The following is a 23030-nucleotide window of genomic DNA, read 5'->3' as shown; positions in this document are numbered from 1 at the left end:
CTGCCCCCTTCTCTTACAACGTTTCGAGCTTTCCTTGCTCATACAGCTGCTTCGTGTACTGACGCTGGATTTTGCCGCTCGAGGTCTTCGGAATTGTGCCTACTCGTATGAGTACGACGCTGTGCACAGTCAATTCATGCTCATTAGATACCGCTTGCCGAACGGCTGCAGATACTTCAGCCACTAGCCGCTTAATCTCAGCTGCTCCGTTCTCCCCTTGTCTGCCGCGCACCCGGTATTCCCGATTAATCTCCGCGACAATGACCAGCCGTTCGTCGCCGTCACGCTGCTCGACGAATGCGGCAATGCAATCCTCTTTGACAGCGGGATGCGCCTGCTGCGCCGTCAGCTCGATATCCTGCGGGTAGTGGTTGCAGCCGCGAATAATGATCACGTCTTTCATCCGTCCTGCTATATACAGCTCGCCGTCCAACGTAAAGCCGAGATCGCCTGTGCGCAAATACTTCGTATCGCCTTCGCCCGCAATGCGCGCCTCGAACGACTGGCTCGACTCCTGCGACTTACCCCAATAACCCTTCGCAACGCTTGCGCCATGCAGCCAAATCTCTCCGATCGTCCCGTCCGCCAGACGGTTCGACGTCGCCGGATCGACGATGGCAAGCTTCTGCTCCGGCGGAATACTGCCGCATGCTACCATCGTCTGTGCATACTCCGCGTCCGGCTCTGTAAGCTCGACTTCGCTCGCCTGTACGCTTCGGCTATCGACGGTGATCGTCCGCCAAGCCGCGGAGTCCCGGCGGCAGCCGGTCACGAATAACGTAGCTTCAGCCAGACCGTAAGCCGGCACAAGACTTTTCGCTTGGAAGCCGTATGGCGCGTAGCACGCTGCGAACCTCTCTAACGTCTGGTTCCGCACCGGTTCGGCTCCGTTGAACGCCGTCTCCCAGCTGCTCAGATCAAGCCCTTCGGCCGCCTCCTCCTTGAACTTGGCTACGCACAGCTCGTAAGCGAAGTTCGGTGCTCCGCTGTAAGTCCCCCTCGTACGCGAAATAGCCTGCAGCCACCGAAGCGGCTTCTGCATAAAGCTGACCGGCGACATGAAGGTCAGGCTGTAGCCGGTATGCAGTGCCGTGAGCAGCTTGCCGATGAGGCCCATATCGTGATGAGCCGGCAGCCAGCTGACACCCCGTGTCTGCGGCGACAGCTGGAAGTACTTCGCCATCATCGACATATTAAATAACAAATTTTGATGTGACACTATGACGCCCTTCGGAGTTGACGTCGAGCCGGACGTATACTGCAGGAACATGACTCCGTTGCCATCGATCGCTGGTGGATTCCAGGTTAACCCCTCTGGCAGCTTATCGGCTGCAAGCCAGCGAAGTCCGTTCAAGTACGACAGATGATCGCCTTGCAGCGCCGCCTCCCGCACATCCTCGCACAGCTTGTGCGTCGACAGCGCGATCTTTGCTCCCGTATCCTTGCTAATGGCGGCAAGTCTTGGCGTCGGCTTGCGCAGATGAGGCGGATAGACCGGCACGGCAATCATGTCGGCATAAGCGCAGCCCATGAAGCCGACCAGAAACTCGATGCCCGGCGGATACAGCAGCAGCACGGGTTCGCCGGGGCTGCCGATCTGCTGCAGCGCAGCTGCAGTCGCGACGGCACGTTCTCTCAGCTCTGCCGCCGTCAATTTATGCTCGATTCGTTCTCCGTCCGCCAGAAATGTATACAGCACTAAGTCAGGCTGCGACCACGCCCGATATTCCAACAGATCGACCAAATGTTGAAACATCGCTCCTGTCTTCATCATCGCGTTCCCTCCCTACTTATCCGCCAGACAGCTGGCGACGAGCAAGGCTAGTGTATTGACGGAACGAAAATGATCTCTCATCTGATGCAGCTTCGTGCGATCAATCTGAATGCCGAACGTTTCCTGCAAGCCTGCTGCAATATAGAACGCCTCGACGGACTCAAGCCCAAGCCCTTCGCCAAACAACGGCATATCGTCGCCGATATCTGCTTCGGTAACTCCGCGCAGCTCCAAATTTTTGATCAATATCGTCTGTTTAATCGTCTGACGAATCGATTCTAAGGTATGTCCCCTCAAATCAATCGGTTGCGACACTTTTACACACTCCCGCTTCCAATTTAAGTATAAGATTTCTATACACTGCCTACTGCCGCAACCGTCCGCAAATGTAAAGCCGCTTCAGCAATCTGGCAGCATAACCGCTCTATATCCGCTTCGCTTACCGCCGGTCCGAGACTAATCCGAATCGCACTTCGAATCTGCTCTTCGTTCCTGCCGATCGCGCGCAGTACATGGGACAGCATCGACTGCTTCGTCGCGCTGCAAGCCGAGCCGACCGATACGGCCGCTCCATGCTTAACGCCGATGTATCCGGCAAGCGATTCGCCTCGAATACCGCCGATTTCGAAATTGATCGTATTCGGCAGCGCCTCGCTTTCTTCCGCCGATCCGTTCAATCGGCAGTCCGGCACGAGCTCCTGCAGTCTGCCGACGGCCATGCGCTTCAGTTCGCTCCAGCGCTTCAGCTGCGCTTCCAGCTTCGCCCGGTCAATCATCGCCGCTGCCTTGCCGAAGCCGGCCAGTCCAATTACGTTCTCCGTCCCGCTGCGCAGCCCGAACTCCTGTCCGCCGCCGTGAATAAGCGGCTCCAGCTCTACGCCCGGCCGTACATATAAGGCTCCAACTCCTTTCGGGCCGCCAAATTTATGGGCGGACATCGAAAGTGCGTCGACGCCAAGCTGCCGGACGTTAAGCGGCAGTTTGCCGGCTGCCTGCACCGCATCCGTATGCATGAGAATGCCGCGGCTTCTTGCCAGCAGCGCCGCCTCACGAATCGGTTGAATCGTTCCGATCTCGTTATTCGCGAGCATGATCGTAATGAGCTTCGTATCCGGGCGAATAGCCGCTTGCAGCTCTTCAATCGATACAGCCCCACAATGGTTAACCGGCAAATAAGTGACGCGCGATCGCCCCGTTCGCTCCAAATACGCGCACACCTGCAGGACGGATGGATGCTCAATTTCCGTCGTAATAATATGGGCTTCTCCGCGAGCTCCGTTAGCTTCCAACAGCCCTTTGATCGCCCAGTTGTTGGACTCGCTGCCTCCGGACGTAAATTTTATCGCTTCTGGCTCACAGCCCATCAAACGAGCAACCGCTGCTCTCGCTTCGGAGACGATGGTTTTGGCAGCCGCCCCGTAGCTGTGACGGCTGGACGGATTGCCGTACACACTCATGCTGTCGATCATCGCCTGCCGTACTTGCTCGTCCAGCTCCGATGTCGCGTTATAGTCGAAATACGTCTCGCTTCGCATCAGCCGCCGACTCCTTGAACCGTCGCACATACCTGTTCACGCAGCTCAAGCATAATGTCGATGCAGTGCTTCTGATTCGGCTCCAGATCACCGAGAAGGGCAGCCAGCTCTGCATTGTCCAGCGCGCTGAGCTCCTTCAATTCCTTGCCCATAAAAAACTCACTGGCAATGCTCGCCGTCGCGATGGATACAGCGCAGCCGTATGCCCGGTATTTCACATCGGTTATGCGACCTTCCTGAAGCGCCAAATGCATAATGATGGTGTCGCCGCATACAGCGTTGCCGATCCGAACCGTCTCATCCGGCGATTCAAGCTCGCCGACATTGACCGGCTCCATAAAATGCTTCGCTACAATCTCGTTGTACATGATTGTCCCCCCTCTGATTGATCAGTCGGCTTATCGTTCATCGGTTCTGGATAGAGCAGCTGCTCCAGCTTTGCTCCTTATCCTCCATGTGCTTCTCCAGATTAATGGCGCAGCATCCGATCTCCGCCCCGCGTGCACGGTACATATAATGAACCACTTGACCATGACGGCCGCACTCGCACTCGCCATCGCTCAAATAAACGATGTCTTCTGTCTGGATAAAGCCCGGATACGACCTGCATGAAGGGTCCATGACATGAAGAAGTCCCAGCTCACCATTAGCGACCTCGCGGCCTGGCTCCTCCAGGCTGCGTACCGAGAAGTGAACGGCAGGAGGGATGTGCTTGCGATGATGCTCACATTCCACCGCCATGAAATTCGTCTCGACCAGCCCATACATGTCCCGGACTTGTCCTTCCGTAATGCCGAAAGCGGCCGCACATGCAGCGCGGAATCCAACCGCATCGATTTCCTGTCCGGTATGGCGCTTCCAGCCGCCGAGCGTAATGACCTTCGTATTCCGGTCAAGCTGCAGCTTTATATCGTTCTCCGCCATGTACTTGACCAGTCTGTCAATGACGAACGGAGGGCCGATAATATGGCGCGTATGATGATTTTCCCATTTGTTCAGCTGATCAATCGCTTCTTGAGGATTAAACGTGGAATGATGGATGAAATAGCTCGTCGTATCCAGCAGACCGGAGAACATGCTGATCAGCTTCACCAATCCCATCTCCGGCATATCCTCTGCAGACGGTGACAAGAACAGACCAGCTCCGCCGAATAACCCGAACATATCGCGAAGGATAGCGTATATGCCGACGACTGTACGGTCGACCGTCATGGAGTCCCGCCGCGAAATGCTCGGAATCCCGCTTGTACCCGTGCTGCGAAGCTCATGCTCCAGCGCTTGGAGCGGCAAGGTCAGCAGCTTATGAGAGTTAACATCCTTGAAGCTCTTAATCGGAATGGACGGAATGCGAAGCAGATCTTCCATTTGCCGGATTTGATCCGGATGTACGCCGCGCTCTTCAGCAATTTCACGGTAGACGCGGTTGTTCTCGTAATGATAACGGAAGCTATCCTGCAGCAGCTGGAATCGAATGGCCTCCTGCTTCTGCTGCGGTTGTCTGAGCAGCGTCCTTGTCGAGGCAAGGACAGCGGCGACAGGGTCAATCCCTATCGCCCTTAACGCTTCCAACGATATTGGGTTGTTATCGGTCTGCTGCATAATCATTCTCCTTTATTGGTCAACTAATGATTTCGTCTGCATCAACAGCTGCAGCAGCTTATGCACCAACTGCATCATCTGCATCATTTCAGCCCTATTGGATTCACCATACCTACATCTCACTTGCTTGCCGCCTGCGTAGCCCGATGTCCGCGAAGAGTGAGCAGCGCCGTCATGAACAGCACCGTCAGAACCATTCCTCCCAAGTAGGCGCGCCCCATGGAAGACGCTTCGGCCCGCTCGGCTTCAGCCGTCAGCCAAGCTTTCAACTGACTGGACTGCTCCTCTTCGAGCGAGCCTAGGCTAAGCGCTGCCAGCACGGCTTCATCAGCGGTTTGCGCAGCAGACGATGCGTAGTAAGCATGCACCGAGGCAATCGCTTCGCTCTTGGCCTGCTGCTGCCAATCGGACTGCTCGACTTGCGCCGTTACAGCATTCTCCATCGCTGCCGCAGACCCATGGAATGAGCTGAGCATGACCGACACGAACAAAGCGACACCGACGGCACCTCCCAAATTGCGCATCATCGCGAATACGCCGGAGGCCATCGAGATATCGGCAGGGTGAACGTTGAGCGTGCTTAGCATCAGACTGGTGACGGCAATGAAGCCGACGCCGGTTCCGACGATCGTAAGTGAAGCTATGATGTAGAGCATGGAAGAATCGGATTGAATGGCAGCCATCATCCCGCACCCGATAAGAGCGATGGCATAGCCTGCGGTTAGCGGCCGGACGGCGCCGGCACGTTCGGCCCACTTGCCGACGAGGGGAGCAGCAACGAGTAGAATGGCGGATAGTGGTGTAATTGCTAACGATGCGTGAATCGTAGAATAATGCCGTACCTCAGTAAAATAGAGCGGAGCCAAAATCATAATCCCCATCAGCAGCATACCGCCCAAAAAATTCGAGCTTACACCGACCATGTACGCCCGGTTGCGGAATAGACGGAAATCAACAAGCGGGGTGCTCGATCTTCGTTCCGTTACGATATAGGCGAGGAACAGTACGACCGCACAACTGAAGCCGCTAAGGATTCGCCAGCTAGTCCAGCCTTGCTCCTGCCCAGAGAGCAATGAATCCGTCAGGAGATAAATACACCCGCTTAATAATATGGTCGAGATGGGGTTAAGCCGAAACTTCACCCTCTCTTCCCGATAATCTTTGAACAACCGAAGCATGAACAAAAGTGCAGCTCCGATGACCGGAACGTTAATATAGAACACAGCCCGCCAGCCTGCCAGCTCAGTCAACGCGCCGCCAAGCGCAGGACCGGATGCAATCGCCAATGCCCCTGCCGCGCTCCATATACCCATCGCTGCACCGACCTTGCCTTCAGGCGCAGCCGTACGGACAAGACCCATGCTGGCTGGTATCGCCATCGCTCCGCCAATGCCTTGCAGGACACGAAAGACAATGAGCAGCTCAGGTCCCGTCGCCAAGGCACAGAGAAGGGAGCTGATTAAGAACACGAGCAAGCCGATCTGATACAGCCGGTATTTTCCGACACGATCCGCCAGCCTGCCCATGAACACGAGCAGCATCGCTACCGTCATCGTATACCCGTTCATAATCCACGCCGCCGTATCAAGACTCATGCCGAACCGCTCAATGATGCTGGATAACGCAATATTGACGACGGTGCTGTCCAGAAGGATGACGAACAGGGCAAGACTGATCACCATCACTCGGATCATGCCCGGCTTCTGCCCTTCCTGCTCCGATGCAGCCGACCTGACGGCGGCCGCATCGTCCGCGGTATATTTCATTCCCACTTCCGTCATCCCCTTGTATTGTCTTTAAAAACCGCAGCTCCGATAACGGGCTACGGTAGGAAAATTATTTGGCGCGCGGAGTAATGGAGCAGGTCGCCGTACGCATTTTTCTAAAACCATACCAGGTGCCAGCGGCCCATATCGAAGTCGTCAGAATACCCGCTATAATCAAGTTATCGCGGAACACGACACCGAGTGCAGAGCCGCCGAGCAGAAAGGACAATACCATGAGCGTAATTGGGAGATGACATGGGCATAGAATGAAAGAAATGCCAACCCACAGCATCCCTTTGCGCCGTTGACGGCGAGCGTGCTCATCCAGCTCGGTCAATCGTTCTTGCTGATCGTTCAACTGGTCCATGTTCATTCACTTCCTCGTTGATTCTTCCTTGTTGTTCAGCGTGCATTTCTCTTCTTCCGAAACATTGCAAACGCCGTTACCGTACATACACAGACGCACACGCAAATAATGACAATCGTCGTCGTCGTCAAATCTTATCACCTGCCTTTCATCGATTGTCACCAGGCGCGCCTGCACTGGTCGCGCCCGGTTGAGCATGCATTCGGCATTCGGCAGCATCCAGCCATATAGGCTGTCTAGATGCCGATTGACTCCCTCACATTAGCTTGTATGCTGCTGCCTTTAGCTGTTCGCTGCTACTCCTGCCTGGTCGAACGCGTTCAGCGCGTTAATGCCGTGCGTCAACACATAGCCCGCATTCGCAACACCGCCGATAAATAGCGCCTCAAGCGCTTCCTCGCGCGTCGCTCCAACCTCAGCAAGACGGCGGGAATGGCGGTCAATGCTGTAGGCGCAGCCGTTAACATGCGCGATAACGAAGGCGATCAGCCCTTTCGTCTTGGCATCCACCGCACCTTCGCGGAATGCTTCTTCCGTAAAGCGGTCGAACGCTTCGAATGCGGCCGGCGACATTTGCTTCGCTTCATTGTTGTACACATCCATGTTAGATGAAGCATACAGCGGGTCCTCTGGGCCGCCTTTGCCGTTCATCGTGTTAATAGCGTTAGCGCTGTGGAACAGAACCGTCTCCGCATTGACCGCGCCTGCAACGAGCACCGCTTCAACCGCTTCCTGCGGCGTGCCCTGATAGCCTTTGAATTTTCCCGTATGAACATCGATGCAGTATGGACAGCCTGTTACATGGGTCACAGCGACTGCAATTAATTCTTTGGTACGAGCAGATAACAAACGCGGTGCGAACGCCTCATGCATGAACTTAAAGAATGCATTCGCTCCGTCCGGAATAAGCTTCTGGAGCTCAGGTACACGGGCCAGATTCGAGCGTTGATATAACGAATTAGACATTTGACAAATCCCTCCATTTCTTGAATTCGATATTATGATATCTAACTAAAGTTTCACTGTCAATGGGCAAAACATTTGGGTTGCTCGAACGATAATCTATTCCGATCCTCGATGCCTGGGCATCACTTACATCTGGTATAATAGGATTTTTTCCGTAAAATATCTATAGTCCATAAGCATTAACCATGTTTGCGAAAAACATTTTCTCGATATTTTTATTTATTCTCACCTTACATATTTACTTTTATATCAAACTAAATTTTGTGTGGAGATCATCATAATTATATGGCTCTTTAGTTCTACGCCCACTTGCTCGCCGCCTATCTTCAAGACCTAAGCCCGATCCTGCAGCAGACGGCGTTAGTCCCAGTTGCTTTTCACCGAATATAACTCACAAATTTTTCGTCGTCTTCAAGGGCTGCGTTAGCACCCCGTCTCATTCTGTCATTCTGCGTCGAGCTCGAATTCCTGCATCCACTGCGGTAATTTTGCCATATGATGAGAGAGGAGTAGAGGAAGAGTGCACTTTGTGCATACTTTTCGCGTTAGGCTTGTGTCGGCCTATTTGCGAATGAGGAAATAAAGAAAGGAAAGGGGCCATCCGTCAGTCAGCTGGCACTGACTTTCTGGACAACCCCTTCGTACGTTACCGCAATGCTTTCATTGCGATATCCGAGCGCGTATGACTGCCCTCGAATTTGATGACGCTGACAGCCTCGTATGCGCGTGCACGCGCCTGTGCAATATCGCGGCCGCGACCGACGACGCCCAGCACGCGTCCACCGCTCGTCACAACTTGACCATCCTTAAACGCCGTGCCCGCGTGGAAGACGAGCGCCCCTTGCGCTTCAGCCTCAGCGATGCCTTCAATAACGCGGCCTTTTGGATACGAGCCTGGATAGCCCTCCGATGCCATAATGACACATACCGCAGCTTCATCGTCCCATTGAATGTCCAGCTGGTCGAGACGACCGTTCATCGCTGCCAAAATGATATCCACCAAATCGGTCTTCAACCGCGGCAGCACCACTTGCGTCTCTGGATCGCCCATCCGTGCGTTAAACTCGATCGTTTTCGGACCGTCCTTCGTGATCATGAGACCGGCGAATAGGACGCCGCGGAACGGACGACCTTCACTGACCATCGCCTTGGCGGTCGGCTTAATAATGTTCTCGATTGCCTCTTCGATAATCGCTGGATCGATGTGCGGCAGCGGCGTATAAGTGCCCATGCCGCCCGTGTTCGGTCCTTTGTCGTCGTCATATACCGGTTTATGGTCTTGTGCCGGAACCATGGCCCGTACCGTTTCGCCATCGACGAATGCCAGGATCGACATTTCCTGACCGGACAAAAACTCTTCGATAACCACTTGGTTACCGGACTCGCCAAACACTTTCTCGACCATCATTGCGCGCAGCGCTTGCTCCGCTTCTTCGAGCGTTGCGGCAACCGTTACGCCTTTGCCGGCCGCAAGGCCATCCGCTTTAATGACGATCGGCGCTTCCTGCTGACGCAAATATGCGAGAGCGGTTTCGTAATCGGTGAACGTCTCGTACTTCGCCGTCGGGATGTTATATTTTTTGAGCAGGTTCTTCATAAAAATTTTGCTGCCTTCGATTTCTGCCGCATTCTTGCGAGGTCCGAAAATCGGAATGTTCTTCGCTTCGAAAGCATCCACGATACCTTCTGCAAGCGGATCGTCCGGTCCGACAACGACAAGATCAATCGAATTGTCGCTTGCGAATTGGATCAGCTCATCGAATTGATTGACAGCGATCGGCACGCATTCCGCCACCTGTGCGATACCAGCATTACCTGGTGCACAATAAATTTCTTTCACTTTCTCGCTCTTCTTCAACGCCCATGCGATGGCATGCTCACGACCGCCGCCGCCGATTACTAGAATACGCATCATAGACCCTCCCATTATTGCTCTCTCCGGCCCGTTCGCCGGCATTTTGTCTTTTGGTATGCCATTGAATGAACGAATGGACGCCATGCAATCGCATCGCGTCCGTCCGTATAAGGTGTGATCCGAATCCGCTCCGGTCATTACTTACGGCATTGCAGCCTGCATACCGATGCGGCAGCTGTATTGGCGACTGCTAAAGTCGATTAGCTGTTGCCTAGTGCTTAAAGTGACGTACGCCCGTGAATACCATTGCGATATTGTTCGCGTTCGCCGCATCAATCGATTCTTGGTCCTTCACGGAGCCGCCCGGCTGAATAATCGCCGTAATACCAGCTTTCGCCGCAGCCTCAACCGTATCTCCCATTGGGAAGAAAGCATCCGAGGCAAGCACTGAGCCTTTGGCTTTCTCTCCCGCCTGCTCGATAGCGATTTTCGCCGCACCGACACGATTCATTTGACCTGCGCCTACGCCAATTGTCATGTTGTCTTTCGCCAGAAGGATCGCGTTCGATTTCACATGCTTCACGACTTTCCAGCCGAACAGCAGCTGCTTCAGCTCTTCTTCCGTCGGCTTGCGGTTCGTAACGCATTGCAGGTCCGCTTCCGTCAGCGAGTGAACGTCGCTTTCTTGCACGAGCATGCCGCCGTCCACCGACGTCACGAGCAGCTCTGGCTTGCGCTCTCCGGCTGCTTGCAGCTCGCCGAGCTTGAGCAGGCGAATATTTTTCTTCTTCGTCAAAATTTCCAGCGCTTCTGGCGTAAAGTCAGGTGCAATGATAATTTCAAGGAAAATTTGGCTGAGCAGTTCTGCCGTATCTGCGCCGATCGTACGGTTCGCTGCCACGATGCCGCCGAAGATCGACGTTGGGTCAGCCGCGTACGCTTTTTGATACGCCTCATGGATGTCTTTACCGATGCCGACGCCGCATGGGTTCATATGCTTAACCGCAACAACGGCCGGCTCATTAAATTCCTTCACGATTGCAAGAGCCGCGTTCGCATCGTTGATGTTGTTGTACGACAGCTCTTTGCCGTGCAGCTGCTCAGCCGTTGTAATGTTGCCCGCTTGAGCAAGCGGCTTACGGTAGAAGGCCGCTTTTTGATGCGGATTTTCGCCGTAGCGGAGGTCTTGGACTTTCTCGTACGTTACTGTGTACTTCTCAGGCAGCGGTTCTCCCACTTGCTTGGACAGGTAGTCGCCGATCAGGGAGTCATAAGCAGCTGTGTGACGGAACACCTTCGCTGCCAGACGCTTGCGCGTTTCGAGCGTCGTGTCTTGGCCTGCTTTCACTTCTTCCAGCACTGTTGCGTAGTCGTTCGAATCGACTACAACTGTAACGAACGCATGGTTTTTCGCCGCCGAACGAAGCATCGTCGGACCGCCGATATCGATGTTCTCGATCGCATCTTCATACGTTACGTCTGGCTTAGCAATCGTCGCAGCAAAAGGATACAGGTTCACGATGACGAGGTCGATGTAATCAAGTCCGAGGTCCTTCATCGCTTGCTGATGCTCTTCGCTGTCGCGAACCGCCAGCAGTCCGCTGTGAACAGCAGGATGCAGTGTTTTGACACGTCCGTCGAGAATTTCAGGGAAGCCCGTTACATCCGAAATGCCGATAACCGGCACGCCTTCCTTCTCCAGCAAGCTCTTCGTGCCGCCCGTCGAGATCAGCTGTACGCCCAATGCCGCCAGCTCGCGGGAAAAATCAACGATACCTGTTTTGTCCGATACACTAATTAACGCTCTCCGAATAGCCAACTTGATGGCCCTCCTTATATCCTTATTTGCACACTCCCGTGCCCAGCAGGTATGTCGACCGCCTATCGCACGAAAGCCTGCGCTGTAATGCTGCTTTTATCGAAACGGCTGTCTTTACCGCCGCTGCTGCCAGTTGCCCGCAGTAAATAAGTGCTTTTCGGCACCTATTTCGCGGACGTCGCCGCTTGCGCCGCCATTAGGTGCTTTCGGCACCTATCTCACGCGCCGACGCCATCGCGCGCCGCTGGCCGGACGCCCGCGTTGCAATCGCGAGTGCGCCTCCGTCGCGGCGCCTTACCCGATCGTCACGCGGCGGCCGTCGAGCTGGACGAGGCCGTGAGCGATTTGCTGCACGACCCACGGCAGCAGCGCCTGCTCCGCAGCATGAATCCGCTCGGCGAGCGACGATTCCGTGTCGTCCGGACCAACCTCGACGACCCGCTGCGCGATGATCGGACCGCTGTCCAGCCCGCCGTCCACAAAGTGTACCGTTACACCGGTCACCTTCACACCATACTCCAACGCTTGCCCGATGCCGTTCACGCCCGGGAAGGCCGGCAGCAGCGAAGGGTGAATATTAATCATCCGCCCATAATAGGCATCAACCAGCACTGGGGTCAAGATCCGCATATATCCCGCCAGCACGATCAATTCGATACCACGGCGTTCAAGCTCCGCAGCAATTTCCGTTTCATAGGCTTCGCGGGACGGATAATCCTTCGGCTTAAATACGAACGCATCCACTCCGGCTAGCTTGGCGCGTTCCACCACCGGAGCCGAAGGCCTATCGCACACCAAAAGCTCGATGGTTACATCGAGCTTTTGGTCCCGGACCGCATCGGCCAGCGCCTGAAAATTGGTGCCTTGACCGGATGCGAATACCGCAACGCGTAATTTACTCATTACACTTGCGCTCCCGTGAACGTTACAATACGGCTGCCTGCCGTTACGTCACCGATGCGGTAAGCCTTCTCGCCTTGCTCGGCAAGCACGCTCAGCGCCTTATCTGCTTGATCAGCCGGAACGATAACGACGAGACCGATACCCATATTAAACGTCGTGAACATGTCGCGGTTCGTGATGGAGCCTTTATCCTGCATCAGCTTGAAGATCGGCTGGATCGGCCACGAGCCGTACTCGACGTTCACGTTTACGCCTTCCGGCAGCACGCGTGGAATATTTTCAATAAAGCCGCCGCCCGTAATATGCGCCATGCCTTTGACGTTCACTTGCTCAGCAAGCGCCAGCGCGGATTTAACATAAATTTTCGTTGGCTCAATGAGCACGTCGCCCAGCTTTTTGCCTTCCAGTTCAGGCAGCGCATCCTGCAAGCTGTAGCCAGCTTGCTCAAGCAGGAGACGGCGAACGAGCGAGTAGCCGTTGCTGTGAATGCCGCTCGATGCTACGCCGATAACCGCGTCGCCAGGAGCAATCGTCGAGCCGTCGATAATCTTCTTCTTGTCAACAATACCGACCGTGAAGCCTGCGATATCGTACTCTTCGCCTTGGTACATGCCTGGCATTTCGGCCGTTTCGCCGCCGATCAGCGCACAGCCTGCTTGCTGGCAGCCGTCTGCAATACCTTTGACGATCGCTTCAATTTTCTCCGGCTCAACCTTTCCGCACGCAAGGTAGTCGAGGAAGAACAACGGCTCAGCGCCCTGTACGATAATATCGTTCACGCACATTGCGACCGCGTCAATGCCGATCGTGTCATGCTTGTCCATCGCGAAGGCGATTTTCAGCTTGGTTCCGACGCCGTCGGTACCGGATACGAGTACCGGCTCCTCGTATTTGTCCTTGTTCAGGCCGAACAGGCCGCCGAAGCCGCCAAGATCGGTCAGCACTTCCGGACGGAACGTCCGCTTCACATGCTTTTTCATCCGTTCGACTGCTTCATTGCCTGCCGCGATATCGACGCCGGCTTGTTTGTAAGCTTCAGATGACACCTTCACGTCACTCCTTATTCAACATCGTAATCCCGTTTAACGGGCCTATCCCAATTGTATCGATAAAAGGCAGCACGTACTTTGGGTACGCGCAGCCCTTATGCCTCCATTACAGCTTAGCAGCTGCAGCTCTTATCCGACTCCTCGTTAACCGGCGTCGGATAACGGTTGTTGAAGCACGCCATACACAGCCCGCTATTCTCGAGGTTCGAACCGATGCCTACAGTATCAACAAGCCCTTCATCACTCAAGAAATAAAGCGAATCCGCGTTAATCGCCTGACGAATCTCCTCTACCGTCTTCGACGAAGCGATCAGCTCACGGCGGTCCGGCGTATCAATGCCATAATAGCAAGGGTTAGCAAAAGGAGGCGAAGTAATGCGAACGTGCACCTCGGTCGCGCCTGCTTCACGAAGCAGGTTGACGATGCGAAGCGACGTCGTGCCGCGGACGATCGAGTCGTCGATCATAACGACGCGTTTGCCCTCGACGATTTTGCGAACCGCCGACAGCTTCATCTTCACGCCTTTCTCACGCAATTCCTGCGAAGGCTGGATGAACGTCCGGCCCGTATATTTGTTCTTGATTAAGCCAAGCTCATATGGAATACCCGTCTGCTCCGCATAGCCGATCGCCGCCGAAATCGAAGAGTCCGGTACGCCGGTGACAATATCCGCATCGACGAACGATTCCAAGGCAAGACGCTGCCCCATCCGCTTACGCGTCATGTGCAGGTTTGCACCGTGAATATCGCTGTCCGGACGAGCAAAATAAATATATTCCATCGCGCACACCGCATTACGCGAAGCCGGTGCGAACCGTTCTTCGCTGATGCCGTTGCGATCCAGCACAAGCATCTCGCCTGGCATAATATCGCGGACAAATTCTGCTCCGACAACCTCGAAGGCGCATGTCTCCGAGGAGAACACATAGCCGTCGCCGAGCTTCGCCATCGCGAGCGGACGCAGTCCGTTAACGTCCGAAGCGACAATCAGCTTATCGTTCGTCATGATCAGGAACGCGAAGCCGCCGACAACGCGCTGCAGCGCATCGCGAGCCGCCTCGACGAAATCCTTGTCCGAGCGAGCGATCAAGTGAGCAATAACCTCTGTATCGCTCGACGTCTGGAAGATCGAGCCTTTGCGCTCAAGCTCCTGACGAATTTCTGGCGCATTAACCAGATTGCCGTTCGTTGCGATGGCAAGGTCACCGTCGCGGTACTTAAAAATAAGCGGCTGTGCATTCGCAAGTCTGCTCTCGCCCGACGTCGAATAGCGGACATGACCGATTGAACGGTCGCCCTTCAGCGTCGACAGCACATCCTGCGTGAACACTTCCTTCACAAGACCCATGCCGCGGTGGTAGTTAAAGCTCCGAGGGTTGTTACCCTCAACGGTACAAATCCCTGCACTTTCCTCGCCACGGTGCTGCAGTGCATGCAAACCGTAGTAAGTAAGGGAAGCGGCGTTCGGACATCCGAACACACCGAACACGCCGCACTCCTCACGCAATTTGTCAAAAATATCGTCCCGTCCGATACCTTCGTTATAATGGTCTCCGGTCCACAGCTTTAACGGCTGCTTCACTTCATGAGACATGGGATCGCTTCCTTCCAGACCTTCTCCAGTTGTTCAACCGGTGCGGAAATGCCCTGGTTGCCGTTCACTTGAATGTTCAGTGTGCTAGCTGCCGTTACTTTACCGATTGTCGCGTTCGCAACACCGCGCTCGTTCAGAAGCGCAACCAGCTTCTCTGCTTTGTCCGCCTTCGCCGACAGCAGAATGCGCGATTGCGATTCGCTGAACAGCGCATGGTCAGGACGCAGCGACGTAACGAAATTCACATCCGCGCCGAGGCCCGTACCGAAGCAGGACTCCGCTACCGCAACTGCCAGACCGCCTTCAGACAAGTCATGCGCCGATGCAACAAGACCTGCGCGAATCGCTTCCAGCACAGCGTTCTGCGTACGCTTCTCAACCGCGAGGTCGATTTGCGGCGGACGACCTTCCGTCTTGCCTTGCAGCACATACTGCAGCTCGCTGCCGCCCATCTCCGCCTTCGTCTCGCCGAGGAGAATGATGACGTCACCTTCGGATTTGAACGATTGCGTCGTAATATGATCAAGGTCATGCACGAGACCGACCATGCCGATAACCGGCGTCGGATAGATCGCGCCTTTGGCATTCTCGTTGTACAACGAGACGTTACCGCCGATAACCGGCGTCTCAAGCGTCACGCAAGCTTCGCTCATACCGTCTGCTGCTTTCTCGATCTGCCAGAACACCTCCGGCTTCTCTGGGCTGCCGAAGTTCAGGTTGTCCGTCACCGCAAGCGGCTCAGCACCTGAGCAGACGATGTTGCGGGAAGCTTCCGCTACCGCGATACGTCCGCCGACTTCCGGATCGAGGTATACGTAACGGCCGTTGCAGTCTGTCGTCATCGCAAGTGCTTTGCGCGTACCGCGGATCGTGACGACTGCCGCGTCCGAACCCGGTTGAACAGCCGTGCTCGTGCGTACCATGTAGTCGTATTGATTATAAACCCACTCTTTGCTCGCAACAGACGGCGAAGCGAGTACTTGCTTCAGCGCGCCCGTCAGATCCGTAACTTCCGGATATGCAGTCGTATCAATTGCCGCGAATTCGCGGTAGTAAGCCGGTTCAGCCGAAGGCTGGTTATATACCGGGCACTCGTCAACGAGCGCTTTCACCGGCATGTCCGCCACTTGCTCGCCTTTGTGGAACAGGCGAAGACGGCCGTCGTCCGTTACTTTACCGACCTTGGCGCAAATAACGCCCCAACGGTCGAAAATTTCTTTCGCTTGTGCCTCATGCTCAGGAGCGACAACGAACAGCATCCGTTCTTGCGACTCGGAGAGCATCATTTCGTAAGGCGTCATATCCTTCTCACGCTGAGGCACCTCGTCGAGGTACAGCTCGAGACCGTTACCTGCTTTGGATGCCATCTCGGCGCTAGAGCACGTCAGACCTGCCGCACCCATGTCTTGGATGCCAAGGACGATACCGGAGGCGATAAGCTCCAGCGTCGCTTCCATAACGAGCTTCTCCATGAACGGGTCGCCGACTTGTACAGCTGTCTTCTTCTCTTCGGATTCCTCCGACAGCTCAACCGACGCGAACGTTGCGCCGTGGATGCCGTCGCGGCCTGTTGCCGGACCGACGTAGAATACCGGGTTGCCTACACCCTTCGCAACGCCGCGCTGAATTTTGTCATGATCGATCAGACCGACGCACATTGCGTTGACGAGCGGATTGCCTTCGTAGCTTTCATCGAACATCACTTCGCCCGCAACCGTCGGGATGCCGATACAGTTGCCATAACCGGCGATGCCGCTGACAACATTTTCGAACAAATATTTCACGCGCTCATTCTCCAGACGGCCGAAACGGAGGCTGTTAAGCAGCGCTACCGGACGAGCACCCATCGAGAAAATGTCGCGGATAATGCCGCCAACGCCCGTAGCCGCGCCTTGATAAGGCTCAACCGCCGACGGATGGTTATGCGATTCGATTTTGAATACAACCGCTTGGTTGTCGCCAATGTCGACGATACCGGCGCCTTCGCCCGGTCCCATCAGAACCTTCGGCCCTGTAATCGGGAACTTCTTCAGAATCGGCTTGGAGTTCTTGTACGCGCAGTGCTCCGACCACATAACGCTGAATACGCCGATCTCCGTGTAGTTCGGCTTGCGGCCGAGGAATCCGCAGATAAGCTCGTATTCATAGTCGCTCACACCGAATTGCTGATAAATCTTCTGATCCGCGATTTGTTCTGCGGTTGGCTCCTTAGCCGTTAACTGCTGCGCCATGCTGTTCCCTCCATGCATTCAAAATCGACGTAAACATCCGTTTGCCGTCTTCCGAGCCAAGAATTTGATCGACCGCACGCTCTGGATGCGGCATCATGCCGACAACGTTGCCGCGTTCATTGCTAATACCTGCAATATCGTCAACCGAACCGTTCGGGTTCGCACCCGCTTTATAACGGAAGACGATTTGATTGTTCGCCTGCAGCTTCGCCAGCGTCTCATCGTCGCAGTAGTAGTTGCCTTCGCCGTGTGCAATCGGAATATCGATAATTTCGCCCTTGCTGTATTGGTTCGTAAAAGGCGTGCTGTTGTTCACCACTTCGAGCAGCGCGCTGTGACAACGGAATTTCAAATTTTTGTTACGGCGCAGTACGCCTGGAAGCAGGCCTGCCTCGGTAAGAATCTGGAAGCCATTGCAAATGCCAAGAATGAACTTGCCTTGCTCAGCTGCTTTCACCACTTCGTTCATGACCGGCGCGAAGCGAGCAATAGCGCCGCAACGCAAATAATCGCCGTAGGAGAAGCCGCCCGGCACGAGAATCGCGTCATAAGCGGACAGGTCTGTTGCTGTATGCCATACGTAGTCAACCTCTTGACCGATCGTATCTTCTACCGCCTTATAGCAGTCAATATCACAGTTGGAGCCCGGAAATACGAGTACCGCAAATTTCACGTCTTAGCCCTCCAGTTCAAAGCGATAGTCTTCGACAACCACGTTCGCCAGCAGCTTCTCGCACATTGCTTTGAGACGTGCTTCTGCTTCTGCTTTGTCATTTGTGTCCAATTCGAGCTCAAGGTACTTGCCGATGCGTACGCTTTCTACTTCCGCGAAGCCCATCGTGTGGAGTGCGCCTTGAACCGCCGTTCCTTGCGGGTCCAATACGTTTTCTTTAATCGTCACGTATACCGTTGCTTTCATTGTCGTGTTTCCTCCTAAAGAGTGGTTGTCGTTATATCTATTCGATCGGGTATCGACCCGGCTGTAGCTAGTTCAGTTCTGCGCCCGTCAGACGGCGGTAAATATCGAGATAACGGCGGGTTGTTTCTTCCACAACCGATGCCGGCAGCGGATCAGGCTTGCTGTTCTTATCCCAATCGGAGCCGGCGAGGTAAGTACGAACCGGTTCCTTGTCCATGCTGTCGATTTCGATGTCAAGCTCGTATTTGTCTGTAGCCCAGAATCGGGAAGAGTCCGGCGTAAAAATTTCGTCAATTAAAATAACTTTGCCGTCGATCAGGCCAAATTCGAACTTGCAATCGGCAAGCACGATGCCGCGCTCCGCGCAGTAGCTGTGCGCATATTGGTACAGCTTGATGCTGCGGTCGCGAAGCTCTGTCGCGAGCTCTGCTCCTACGAGCTCCTGCATTTTCTCGAACGGAATGTCCTCGTCATGACCGACATCGTTCTTCGCCGCAGGCGTAAAGATCGGCTGCGAGAATCGCTCGTTCTTGCGGAGGCCCGCCGGCAGCTCAATGCCGTTAATCGCTTGCGTCTTCTGGTATTGTCTCCAGCCTCCGCCTGTGATATATCCACGTACGACACACTCAATGTCGATACGTTCAGCCTTCTTCGTCACCATAATCCGGTTGCGCAGCAGCTCCGGCTCCGTCACGATATCACCCAGCTTGTCCACGTCAGTATGAACGACATGGTTCGACTGAATGTCCGCTGTCTGCTCGAACCAGAATGCAGCCAGTCGATTCAGCACGTTGCCCTTCTCCGGCACCGCCGGATCTAATACATAGTCGAAAGCACTGATCCGGTCCGTTACGACGATCAGAAAGTGCTCGCCCAGATCGTACAGCTCACGCACTTTCCCTTTGTACACGAGCGGCGCTTTAATATAATCGACTGCCGTCGATAATGCTTGGGATGCCATCAAACGTTCCCCCTCTTTCACTACCCGCCCCAACCCACCCTGCAAGGGAGGTCCCAGAGGATCGGAATCCTCCGGGCTTTCGGGAAGGCGCTGCTTCTCTGCTTGTGGAGTGTGTTCCCATTGTTGAAACCGCTCCACTTGTTGGTGTATCTATAATCCGTATCCTCGTCCGTACTATTCGCGTTTCGCTTGCTTCGCTTACACCAGCCCTAAGCGAGTAAAGATCGTATTCACATGCTTCAAATGCCACGAAGGGTTGAATGCGTCATCGATTTCCTCCGGCGACAGCACGCTTGTAATTTCTTCTGTCTCGTTGATGATGTCGCGGAACTGGCGCTGCGTCTCCCACGCTTGCATCGCACGCGGCTGAACGGTGTCGTACGCCTGCTCGCGGCTGAAGCCTTTGTCGATCAGCTTCGTCATGATGCGGCCGGAGAACGGTACGCCGTACGTTGCGCTCATATTGCGCTTCATGTTCTCTGGGAATACCGTCAGATTCGCGATGATATTACCCAGACGGTTCAGCATATAGTTCAGCAGCATCGTTGCGTCCGGCAGAATGATGCGCTCAACCGACGAGTGGCTGATGTCGCGCTCATGCCAGAGCGGCACGTTCTCGTATGCGCTCAACATATGGCCGCGAATGACGCGGGCAAGACCGGAAATGTTCTCGCAGCCGATCGGATTACGTTTGTGCGGCATTGCCGATGAGCCCTTCTGACCCTTCGCGAACGGCTCTTCAACCTCGCGGAATTCGCTCTTCTGCAGAGCGCGGATTTCCGTTGCAAACTTGTCGAGCGACGTTGCGATGAGCGCCAGCGTAGCCATATATTCGGCGTGGCGGTCGCGTTGGAGCGTTTGAGTAGAGATCGGCGCCGGCTTCGTTCCAAGCTTGCGGCAGACGTATTCTTCTACGAACGGATCGATGTTCGCATACGTGCCGACTGCACCGGAGATTTTACCGTATTGCACACCGTCAGCCGCGCGGTTGAACCGTTCAAGATTCCGTTTCATCTCTTCATACCAGAGAGCCAGCTTCAGACCGAACGTCGTCGGCTCGGCATGCACGCCGTGCGTACGTCCCATCATCGGCGTATCTTTGTATTTCACAGCTTGACCGCGCAGAATTTCAATGAAGCGCTCGATATCCGCGCGCAAAATTTCGTTCGCCTGGCGAAGCAGATAACCGTTCGCCGTGTCGACGACGTCAGTAGACGTCAAACCGTAGTGAACCCATTTGCGCTCAGGTCCGACCGTCTCCGAGACCGCGCGAGTGAACGCAATAACGTCATGACGCGTCTCAAGCTCGATCTCGTTAATACGGTCAATGCTGAAGCTTGCGCTGCGGCGCAGCGCCTCAACATCCTCGCGCGGAATAACGCCAAGCTCTGCCCAAGCTTCGCACGCGCAAAGCTCAACCTCGAGCCATGCTTTAAATTTGTTCTCCTCGGTCCAGATCGCTCTCATCTCTGGTCTACTGTAACGCTCCAACATCGTACCTTCACACCTTCCAAATATTTGTATCTTCTATATAATTCAGCGCCTTGTCCGTATTCTCGGCCAGGACGTTGACATGCCCCATCTTCCGCTTCTTCACCGCATCCTTCTTGCCGTACAAATGAACCTTCGGCGCGACACCATGCTTCGCAGCAGCCTCATCCGGCTGAGCCATCCGCTCAAGCAGCGGAGCAACATGCTCGCCGAGCACGTTGACCATGACGACCGGAGTCAATAGCGATGTATCGCCGAGCGGCAGGCCGCATATCGCGCGCACATGCTGCTCGAACTGTGAGGTCCGGCAAGCTTCCATCGTATAATGCCCGCTGTTGTGCGGACGCGGCGCCAGCTCGTTCACGTACAGCCCATCCTGCTCTGACCAGAACAGTTCAACCGCGATTAGACCGGCGACGCCAAGCCCTTCCGCAATGCGTGCCGCAAGCTGCTCCGCCTCCCGCTGAACCTCATCCGGTATACGGGCAGGTACAATGGACAGATGCAAAATATTGTCGACGTGAATGTTCTCCGCAGCCGGGAACGTCTTCACCTCGCCGGTCGTGCTGCGCGCCGCGATGACGGACAGCTCCTTGTCGAAGCGAATGAACTTCTCCAGCACCAGCTCCGTTCCGGCCTTAGCCAGCGTCTCATACGCTTCCGTAAGCTCGGACTCACTGCGAATGACCCATTGGCCTTTCCCGTCATAGCCGCCGGTCGCCGTCTTCAGTACGCATGGCGTTCCGAACTCGTCGACTGCCGAACGAAGCTCTTCTACACTGCCAATCTGACGGTAAGGCGCCACCCGAACGCCTGCCGCTTCGATGGCGCGCTTCTCACGAAGCCGGTGCTGCGTCGTATAGAGGAGCTTGCTGCCCTGCGGCACGTACGATTCATCCATCAGCATTGCGGCTACGCCTGCATCGACGTTCTCGAACTCGTACGTGATTACGTCTGCCCGCCGCGCCAATTCCCTCGCAGCATCGCGGTCATCATATGCGGCGACGATCTGCTCCGCCACTTGGCCGCAAGGCGCATCCGGCGTCGGATCGAGCGCAACGAACCGATAGCCCATTGCGTTGCCGGCTTGCGCCATCATACGGCCTAGCTGACCGCCTCCCAGAATACCGATCGTGCTGCCGGGCAGCAGCGTCGTCTTTCTATCTTGCACGGCGATTGCGCCTCCTTGTCTTAACTCATTCGTCATCGCAACAAGCTCTACAGCGTTTCGCTGCTAGCGAGCACCTCTTGCTTAATCCGCTCGCGGCGCGCTTCGACACGGGCGCGAAGCTCCGGATCGAACGCTCCCAGCATCTGTGCGGCAAGCAAGCCTGCATTCGTGCCTCCGGCGTTGCCGATAGCAACCGTCGCGACCGGAATACCGCCAGGCATCTGCACGATCGACAAGAGCGAATCAAGCCCGTTCAAGTTCGAGGACTTGACGGGCACCCCAATAACCGGCAGGATCGTCTTCGACGCTACCATACCTGGCAAATGAGCAGCACCGCCCGCACCGGCAATAATGACCTTCAAGCCGCGCTCTGCCGCGCTCTCCGCATATTCGAACATCAGATCCGGCGTCCGGTGAGCGGAAACGACCTTCTTCTCGTACTCAATTCCAAGCTCCTCAAGTACGTCGCAAGCCAATTTCATCGTATCCCAGTCCGACTTGCTGCCCATAATGACGCCAACTACCGCAGACATGAATCTAACCACCTTTTATATGAAAATGTCGTCCAGAAAGCAAAAAAAAATCCCAAAAGCACTTGTCCATTATAAGGGTGCTTCGGGACACGAAGACGGTCAAGAGGAGAACAATTCGATTGCAGCCTCCGGTTGTCTGTACGGCAGCAATCGAAAGCCGCTTCCATCCAAGAAGCAGCCTTATTATCTCTTCCCATCCGCTCGTAGTCCGAAAATTTAAGGTTCCCGGGTAGATACTCTCAGGCCTTATTCCCGAGGATATACGAGTGCTTCAGCCGCGCAGAAATCGACATCTGTCAGGCCTTCTCTAGTTTATCAATCCGGCAAAAGGTTGTCAACGAGCAAAGACGAACATTAAATTGATTATCAATAAAATAGTTCGTGTTTTTCAAATCCTTTAACAGCCTTCCCCTTCATTCGCTCCATTTTCCATCCTACTTAGCTTTACAAATACACTCCCGTTAACAAGCTTTTACACATGTACCTATCTTAATGC

General features: G+C 54.9%; 20 protein-coding genes and 1 riboswitch. All 20 genes read right to left on the bottom strand.

Annotated elements, in window-relative coordinates:
- Positions 1-13: 13 nt before the first annotated feature.
- A complete protein-coding gene (locus tag PXY01_RS19100; RefSeq protein WP_127572227.1) occupies positions 14-1774 on the bottom strand; it encodes a fatty acyl-AMP ligase in 1761 nt (586 codons plus the stop codon).
- 12 nt (positions 1775-1786) lie between these two features.
- On the bottom strand, positions 1787-2089 hold the full coding sequence (locus PXY01_RS22645) for an acyl carrier protein (RefSeq protein WP_218028234.1): 303 nt from the start codon (positions 2087-2089) through the stop codon (positions 1787-1789).
- A gap of 38 nt (positions 2090-2127) precedes the next feature.
- The gene (locus PXY01_RS19090; RefSeq protein WP_164744493.1) at positions 2128-3309 is read right to left on the bottom strand and encodes a cysteine desulfurase family protein; all 1182 of its coding nucleotides are present in this window, start codon (positions 3307-3309) and stop codon (positions 2128-2130) included.
- The gene (locus PXY01_RS19085) at positions 3309-3677 is read right to left on the bottom strand and encodes an iron-sulfur cluster assembly scaffold protein (protein WP_127572223.1); all 369 of its coding nucleotides are present in this window, start codon (positions 3675-3677) and stop codon (positions 3309-3311) included. The genes PXY01_RS19090 and PXY01_RS19085 overlap by 1 nt, the downstream gene beginning before the upstream one ends.
- Before the next feature lie 37 nt (positions 3678-3714).
- Positions 3715-4908, bottom strand: coding sequence for a LuxE/PaaK family acyltransferase (locus tag PXY01_RS19080; RefSeq protein ID WP_164744492.1), 1194 nt, complete (start codon positions 4906-4908; stop codon positions 3715-3717).
- Positions 4909-5027: 119 nt separating this feature from the next.
- The gene (locus PXY01_RS19075) at positions 5028-6674 is read right to left on the bottom strand and encodes a DHA2 family efflux MFS transporter permease subunit (protein ID WP_246028007.1); all 1647 of its coding nucleotides are present in this window, start codon (positions 6672-6674) and stop codon (positions 5028-5030) included.
- A 70-nt stretch (positions 6675-6744) separates the two neighbouring features.
- Positions 6745-7041 (bottom strand): hypothetical protein, encoded by a 297-nt coding sequence (locus tag PXY01_RS19070; protein ID WP_164744490.1) that lies wholly within the window; start codon positions 7039-7041, stop codon positions 6745-6747.
- Positions 7042-7323: 282 nt separating this feature from the next.
- Entirely contained in the window at positions 7324-8007 is a 684-nt protein-coding gene (locus tag PXY01_RS19065) for a carboxymuconolactone decarboxylase family protein (RefSeq protein WP_127572215.1), read from the bottom strand.
- A gap of 646 nt (positions 8008-8653) precedes the next feature.
- Positions 8654-9919: a phosphoribosylamine--glycine ligase gene (gene purD / locus PXY01_RS19060; protein WP_127572253.1), complete on the bottom strand. Its 1266-nt coding sequence runs from the start codon at positions 9917-9919 to the stop codon at positions 8654-8656.
- A 214-nt stretch (positions 9920-10133) separates the two neighbouring features.
- Entirely contained in the window at positions 10134-11681 is a 1548-nt protein-coding gene (gene purH / locus PXY01_RS19055) for a bifunctional phosphoribosylaminoimidazolecarboxamide formyltransferase/IMP cyclohydrolase (RefSeq protein ID WP_127572213.1), read from the bottom strand.
- A 294-nt stretch (positions 11682-11975) separates the two neighbouring features.
- On the bottom strand, positions 11976-12584 hold the full coding sequence (purN, locus tag PXY01_RS19050) for a phosphoribosylglycinamide formyltransferase (protein WP_127572211.1): 609 nt from the start codon (positions 12582-12584) through the stop codon (positions 11976-11978).
- Complete coding sequence (gene purM / locus PXY01_RS19045) at positions 12584-13630, bottom strand: phosphoribosylformylglycinamidine cyclo-ligase (RefSeq protein WP_127572209.1); 1047 nt, start codon at positions 13628-13630, stop codon at positions 12584-12586. The genes purN and purM overlap by 1 nt, the downstream gene beginning before the upstream one ends.
- 116 nt (positions 13631-13746) lie before the next feature.
- On the bottom strand, positions 13747-15228 hold the full coding sequence (purF, locus tag PXY01_RS19040; RefSeq protein ID WP_127572207.1) for an amidophosphoribosyltransferase: 1482 nt from the start codon (positions 15226-15228) through the stop codon (positions 13747-13749).
- The gene (purL, locus tag PXY01_RS19035) at positions 15213-17459 is read right to left on the bottom strand and encodes a phosphoribosylformylglycinamidine synthase subunit PurL (RefSeq protein WP_127572206.1); all 2247 of its coding nucleotides are present in this window, start codon (positions 17457-17459) and stop codon (positions 15213-15215) included. The genes purF and purL overlap by 16 nt, the downstream gene beginning before the upstream one ends.
- On the bottom strand, positions 17437-18132 hold the full coding sequence (purQ, locus tag PXY01_RS19030; RefSeq protein WP_127572204.1) for a phosphoribosylformylglycinamidine synthase subunit PurQ: 696 nt from the start codon (positions 18130-18132) through the stop codon (positions 17437-17439). Before purQ ends, purL begins: the two co-directional genes overlap by 23 nt.
- A gap of 3 nt (positions 18133-18135) precedes the next feature.
- The gene (purS, locus tag PXY01_RS19025; protein ID WP_127572202.1) at positions 18136-18378 is read right to left on the bottom strand and encodes a phosphoribosylformylglycinamidine synthase subunit PurS; all 243 of its coding nucleotides are present in this window, start codon (positions 18376-18378) and stop codon (positions 18136-18138) included.
- A 67-nt stretch (positions 18379-18445) separates the two neighbouring features.
- On the bottom strand, positions 18446-19339 hold the full coding sequence (locus PXY01_RS19020) for a phosphoribosylaminoimidazolesuccinocarboxamide synthase (RefSeq protein WP_127572200.1): 894 nt from the start codon (positions 19337-19339) through the stop codon (positions 18446-18448).
- Between the two features lie 198 nt (positions 19340-19537).
- The gene (gene purB, locus PXY01_RS19015; RefSeq protein ID WP_127572198.1) at positions 19538-20833 is read right to left on the bottom strand and encodes an adenylosuccinate lyase; all 1296 of its coding nucleotides are present in this window, start codon (positions 20831-20833) and stop codon (positions 19538-19540) included.
- Between the two features lie 7 nt (positions 20834-20840).
- Entirely contained in the window at positions 20841-22037 is a 1197-nt protein-coding gene (purK, locus tag PXY01_RS19010) for a 5-(carboxyamino)imidazole ribonucleotide synthase (protein ID WP_127572196.1), read from the bottom strand.
- An 11-nt stretch (positions 22038-22048) separates the two neighbouring features.
- Positions 22049-22534, bottom strand: a complete 486-nt coding sequence (purE, locus tag PXY01_RS19005) for a 5-(carboxyamino)imidazole ribonucleotide mutase (protein ID WP_127572194.1) — start codon at positions 22532-22534, stop codon at positions 22049-22051.
- A gap of 184 nt (positions 22535-22718) precedes the next feature.
- Positions 22719-22820: riboswitch (purine riboswitch) on the bottom strand.
- Between the last annotated feature and the right edge of the window lie 210 nt (positions 22821-23030).

The sequence above is a fragment of the Paenibacillus xylaniclasticus genome (assembly GCF_004001065.1).
GTDB classification, from domain to species: domain Bacteria; phylum Bacillota; class Bacilli; order Paenibacillales; family Paenibacillaceae; genus Paenibacillus_T; species Paenibacillus_T xylaniclasticus.
Note: the sequence above shows the minus strand (reverse complement) of the source record. Positions and strands in the feature narration are given on the sequence as shown.

Bases quoted from the DNA above. Each gene is read 5' to 3' on its own strand.
- purS (WP_127572202.1), bottom strand. From the start codon at position 18,378: ATGAAAGCAACGGTATACGTGACGATTAAAGAAAACGTATTGGACCCG.
- PXY01_RS19100 (WP_127572227.1), bottom strand. From the start codon at position 1,774: ATGATGAAGACAGGAGCGATGTTTCAACATTTGGTCGATCTGTTGGAA.
- PXY01_RS19070 (WP_164744490.1), bottom strand. From the start codon at position 7,041: ATGGACCAGTTGAACGATCAGCAAGAACGATTGACCGAGCTGGATGAG.
- PXY01_RS19065 (WP_127572215.1), bottom strand. From the start codon at position 8,007: ATGTCTAATTCGTTATATCAACGCTCGAATCTGGCCCGTGTACCTGAG.
- PXY01_RS19020 (WP_127572200.1), bottom strand. From the start codon at position 19,339: ATGGCATCCCAAGCATTATCGACGGCAGTCGATTATATTAAAGCGCCG.
- purK (WP_127572196.1), bottom strand. From the start codon at position 22,037: ATGACGAATGAGTTAAGACAAGGAGGCGCAATCGCCGTGCAAGATAGA.
- purD (WP_127572253.1), bottom strand. From the start codon at position 9,919: ATGCGTATTCTAGTAATCGGCGGCGGCGGTCGTGAGCATGCCATCGCA.
- purB (WP_127572198.1), bottom strand. From the start codon at position 20,833: ATGTTGGAGCGTTACAGTAGACCAGAGATGAGAGCGATCTGGACCGAG.
- purN (WP_127572211.1), bottom strand. From the start codon at position 12,584: ATGAGTAAATTACGCGTTGCGGTATTCGCATCCGGTCAAGGCACCAAT.
- PXY01_RS19080 (WP_164744492.1), bottom strand. From the start codon at position 4,908: ATGCAGCAGACCGATAACAACCCAATATCGTTGGAAGCGTTAAGGGCG.
- PXY01_RS19090 (WP_164744493.1), bottom strand. From the start codon at position 3,309: ATGCGAAGCGAGACGTATTTCGACTATAACGCGACATCGGAGCTGGAC.
- purE (WP_127572194.1), bottom strand. From the start codon at position 22,534: ATGTCTGCGGTAGTTGGCGTCATTATGGGCAGCAAGTCGGACTGGGAT.
- PXY01_RS19075 (WP_246028007.1), bottom strand. From the start codon at position 6,674: ATGAAATATACCGCGGACGATGCGGCCGCCGTCAGGTCGGCTGCATCG.
- PXY01_RS19085 (WP_127572223.1), bottom strand. From the start codon at position 3,677: ATGTACAACGAGATTGTAGCGAAGCATTTTATGGAGCCGGTCAATGTC.
- purF (WP_127572207.1), bottom strand. From the start codon at position 15,228: ATGTCTCATGAAGTGAAGCAGCCGTTAAAGCTGTGGACCGGAGACCAT.
- purL (WP_127572206.1), bottom strand. From the start codon at position 17,459: ATGGCGCAGCAGTTAACGGCTAAGGAGCCAACCGCAGAACAAATCGCG.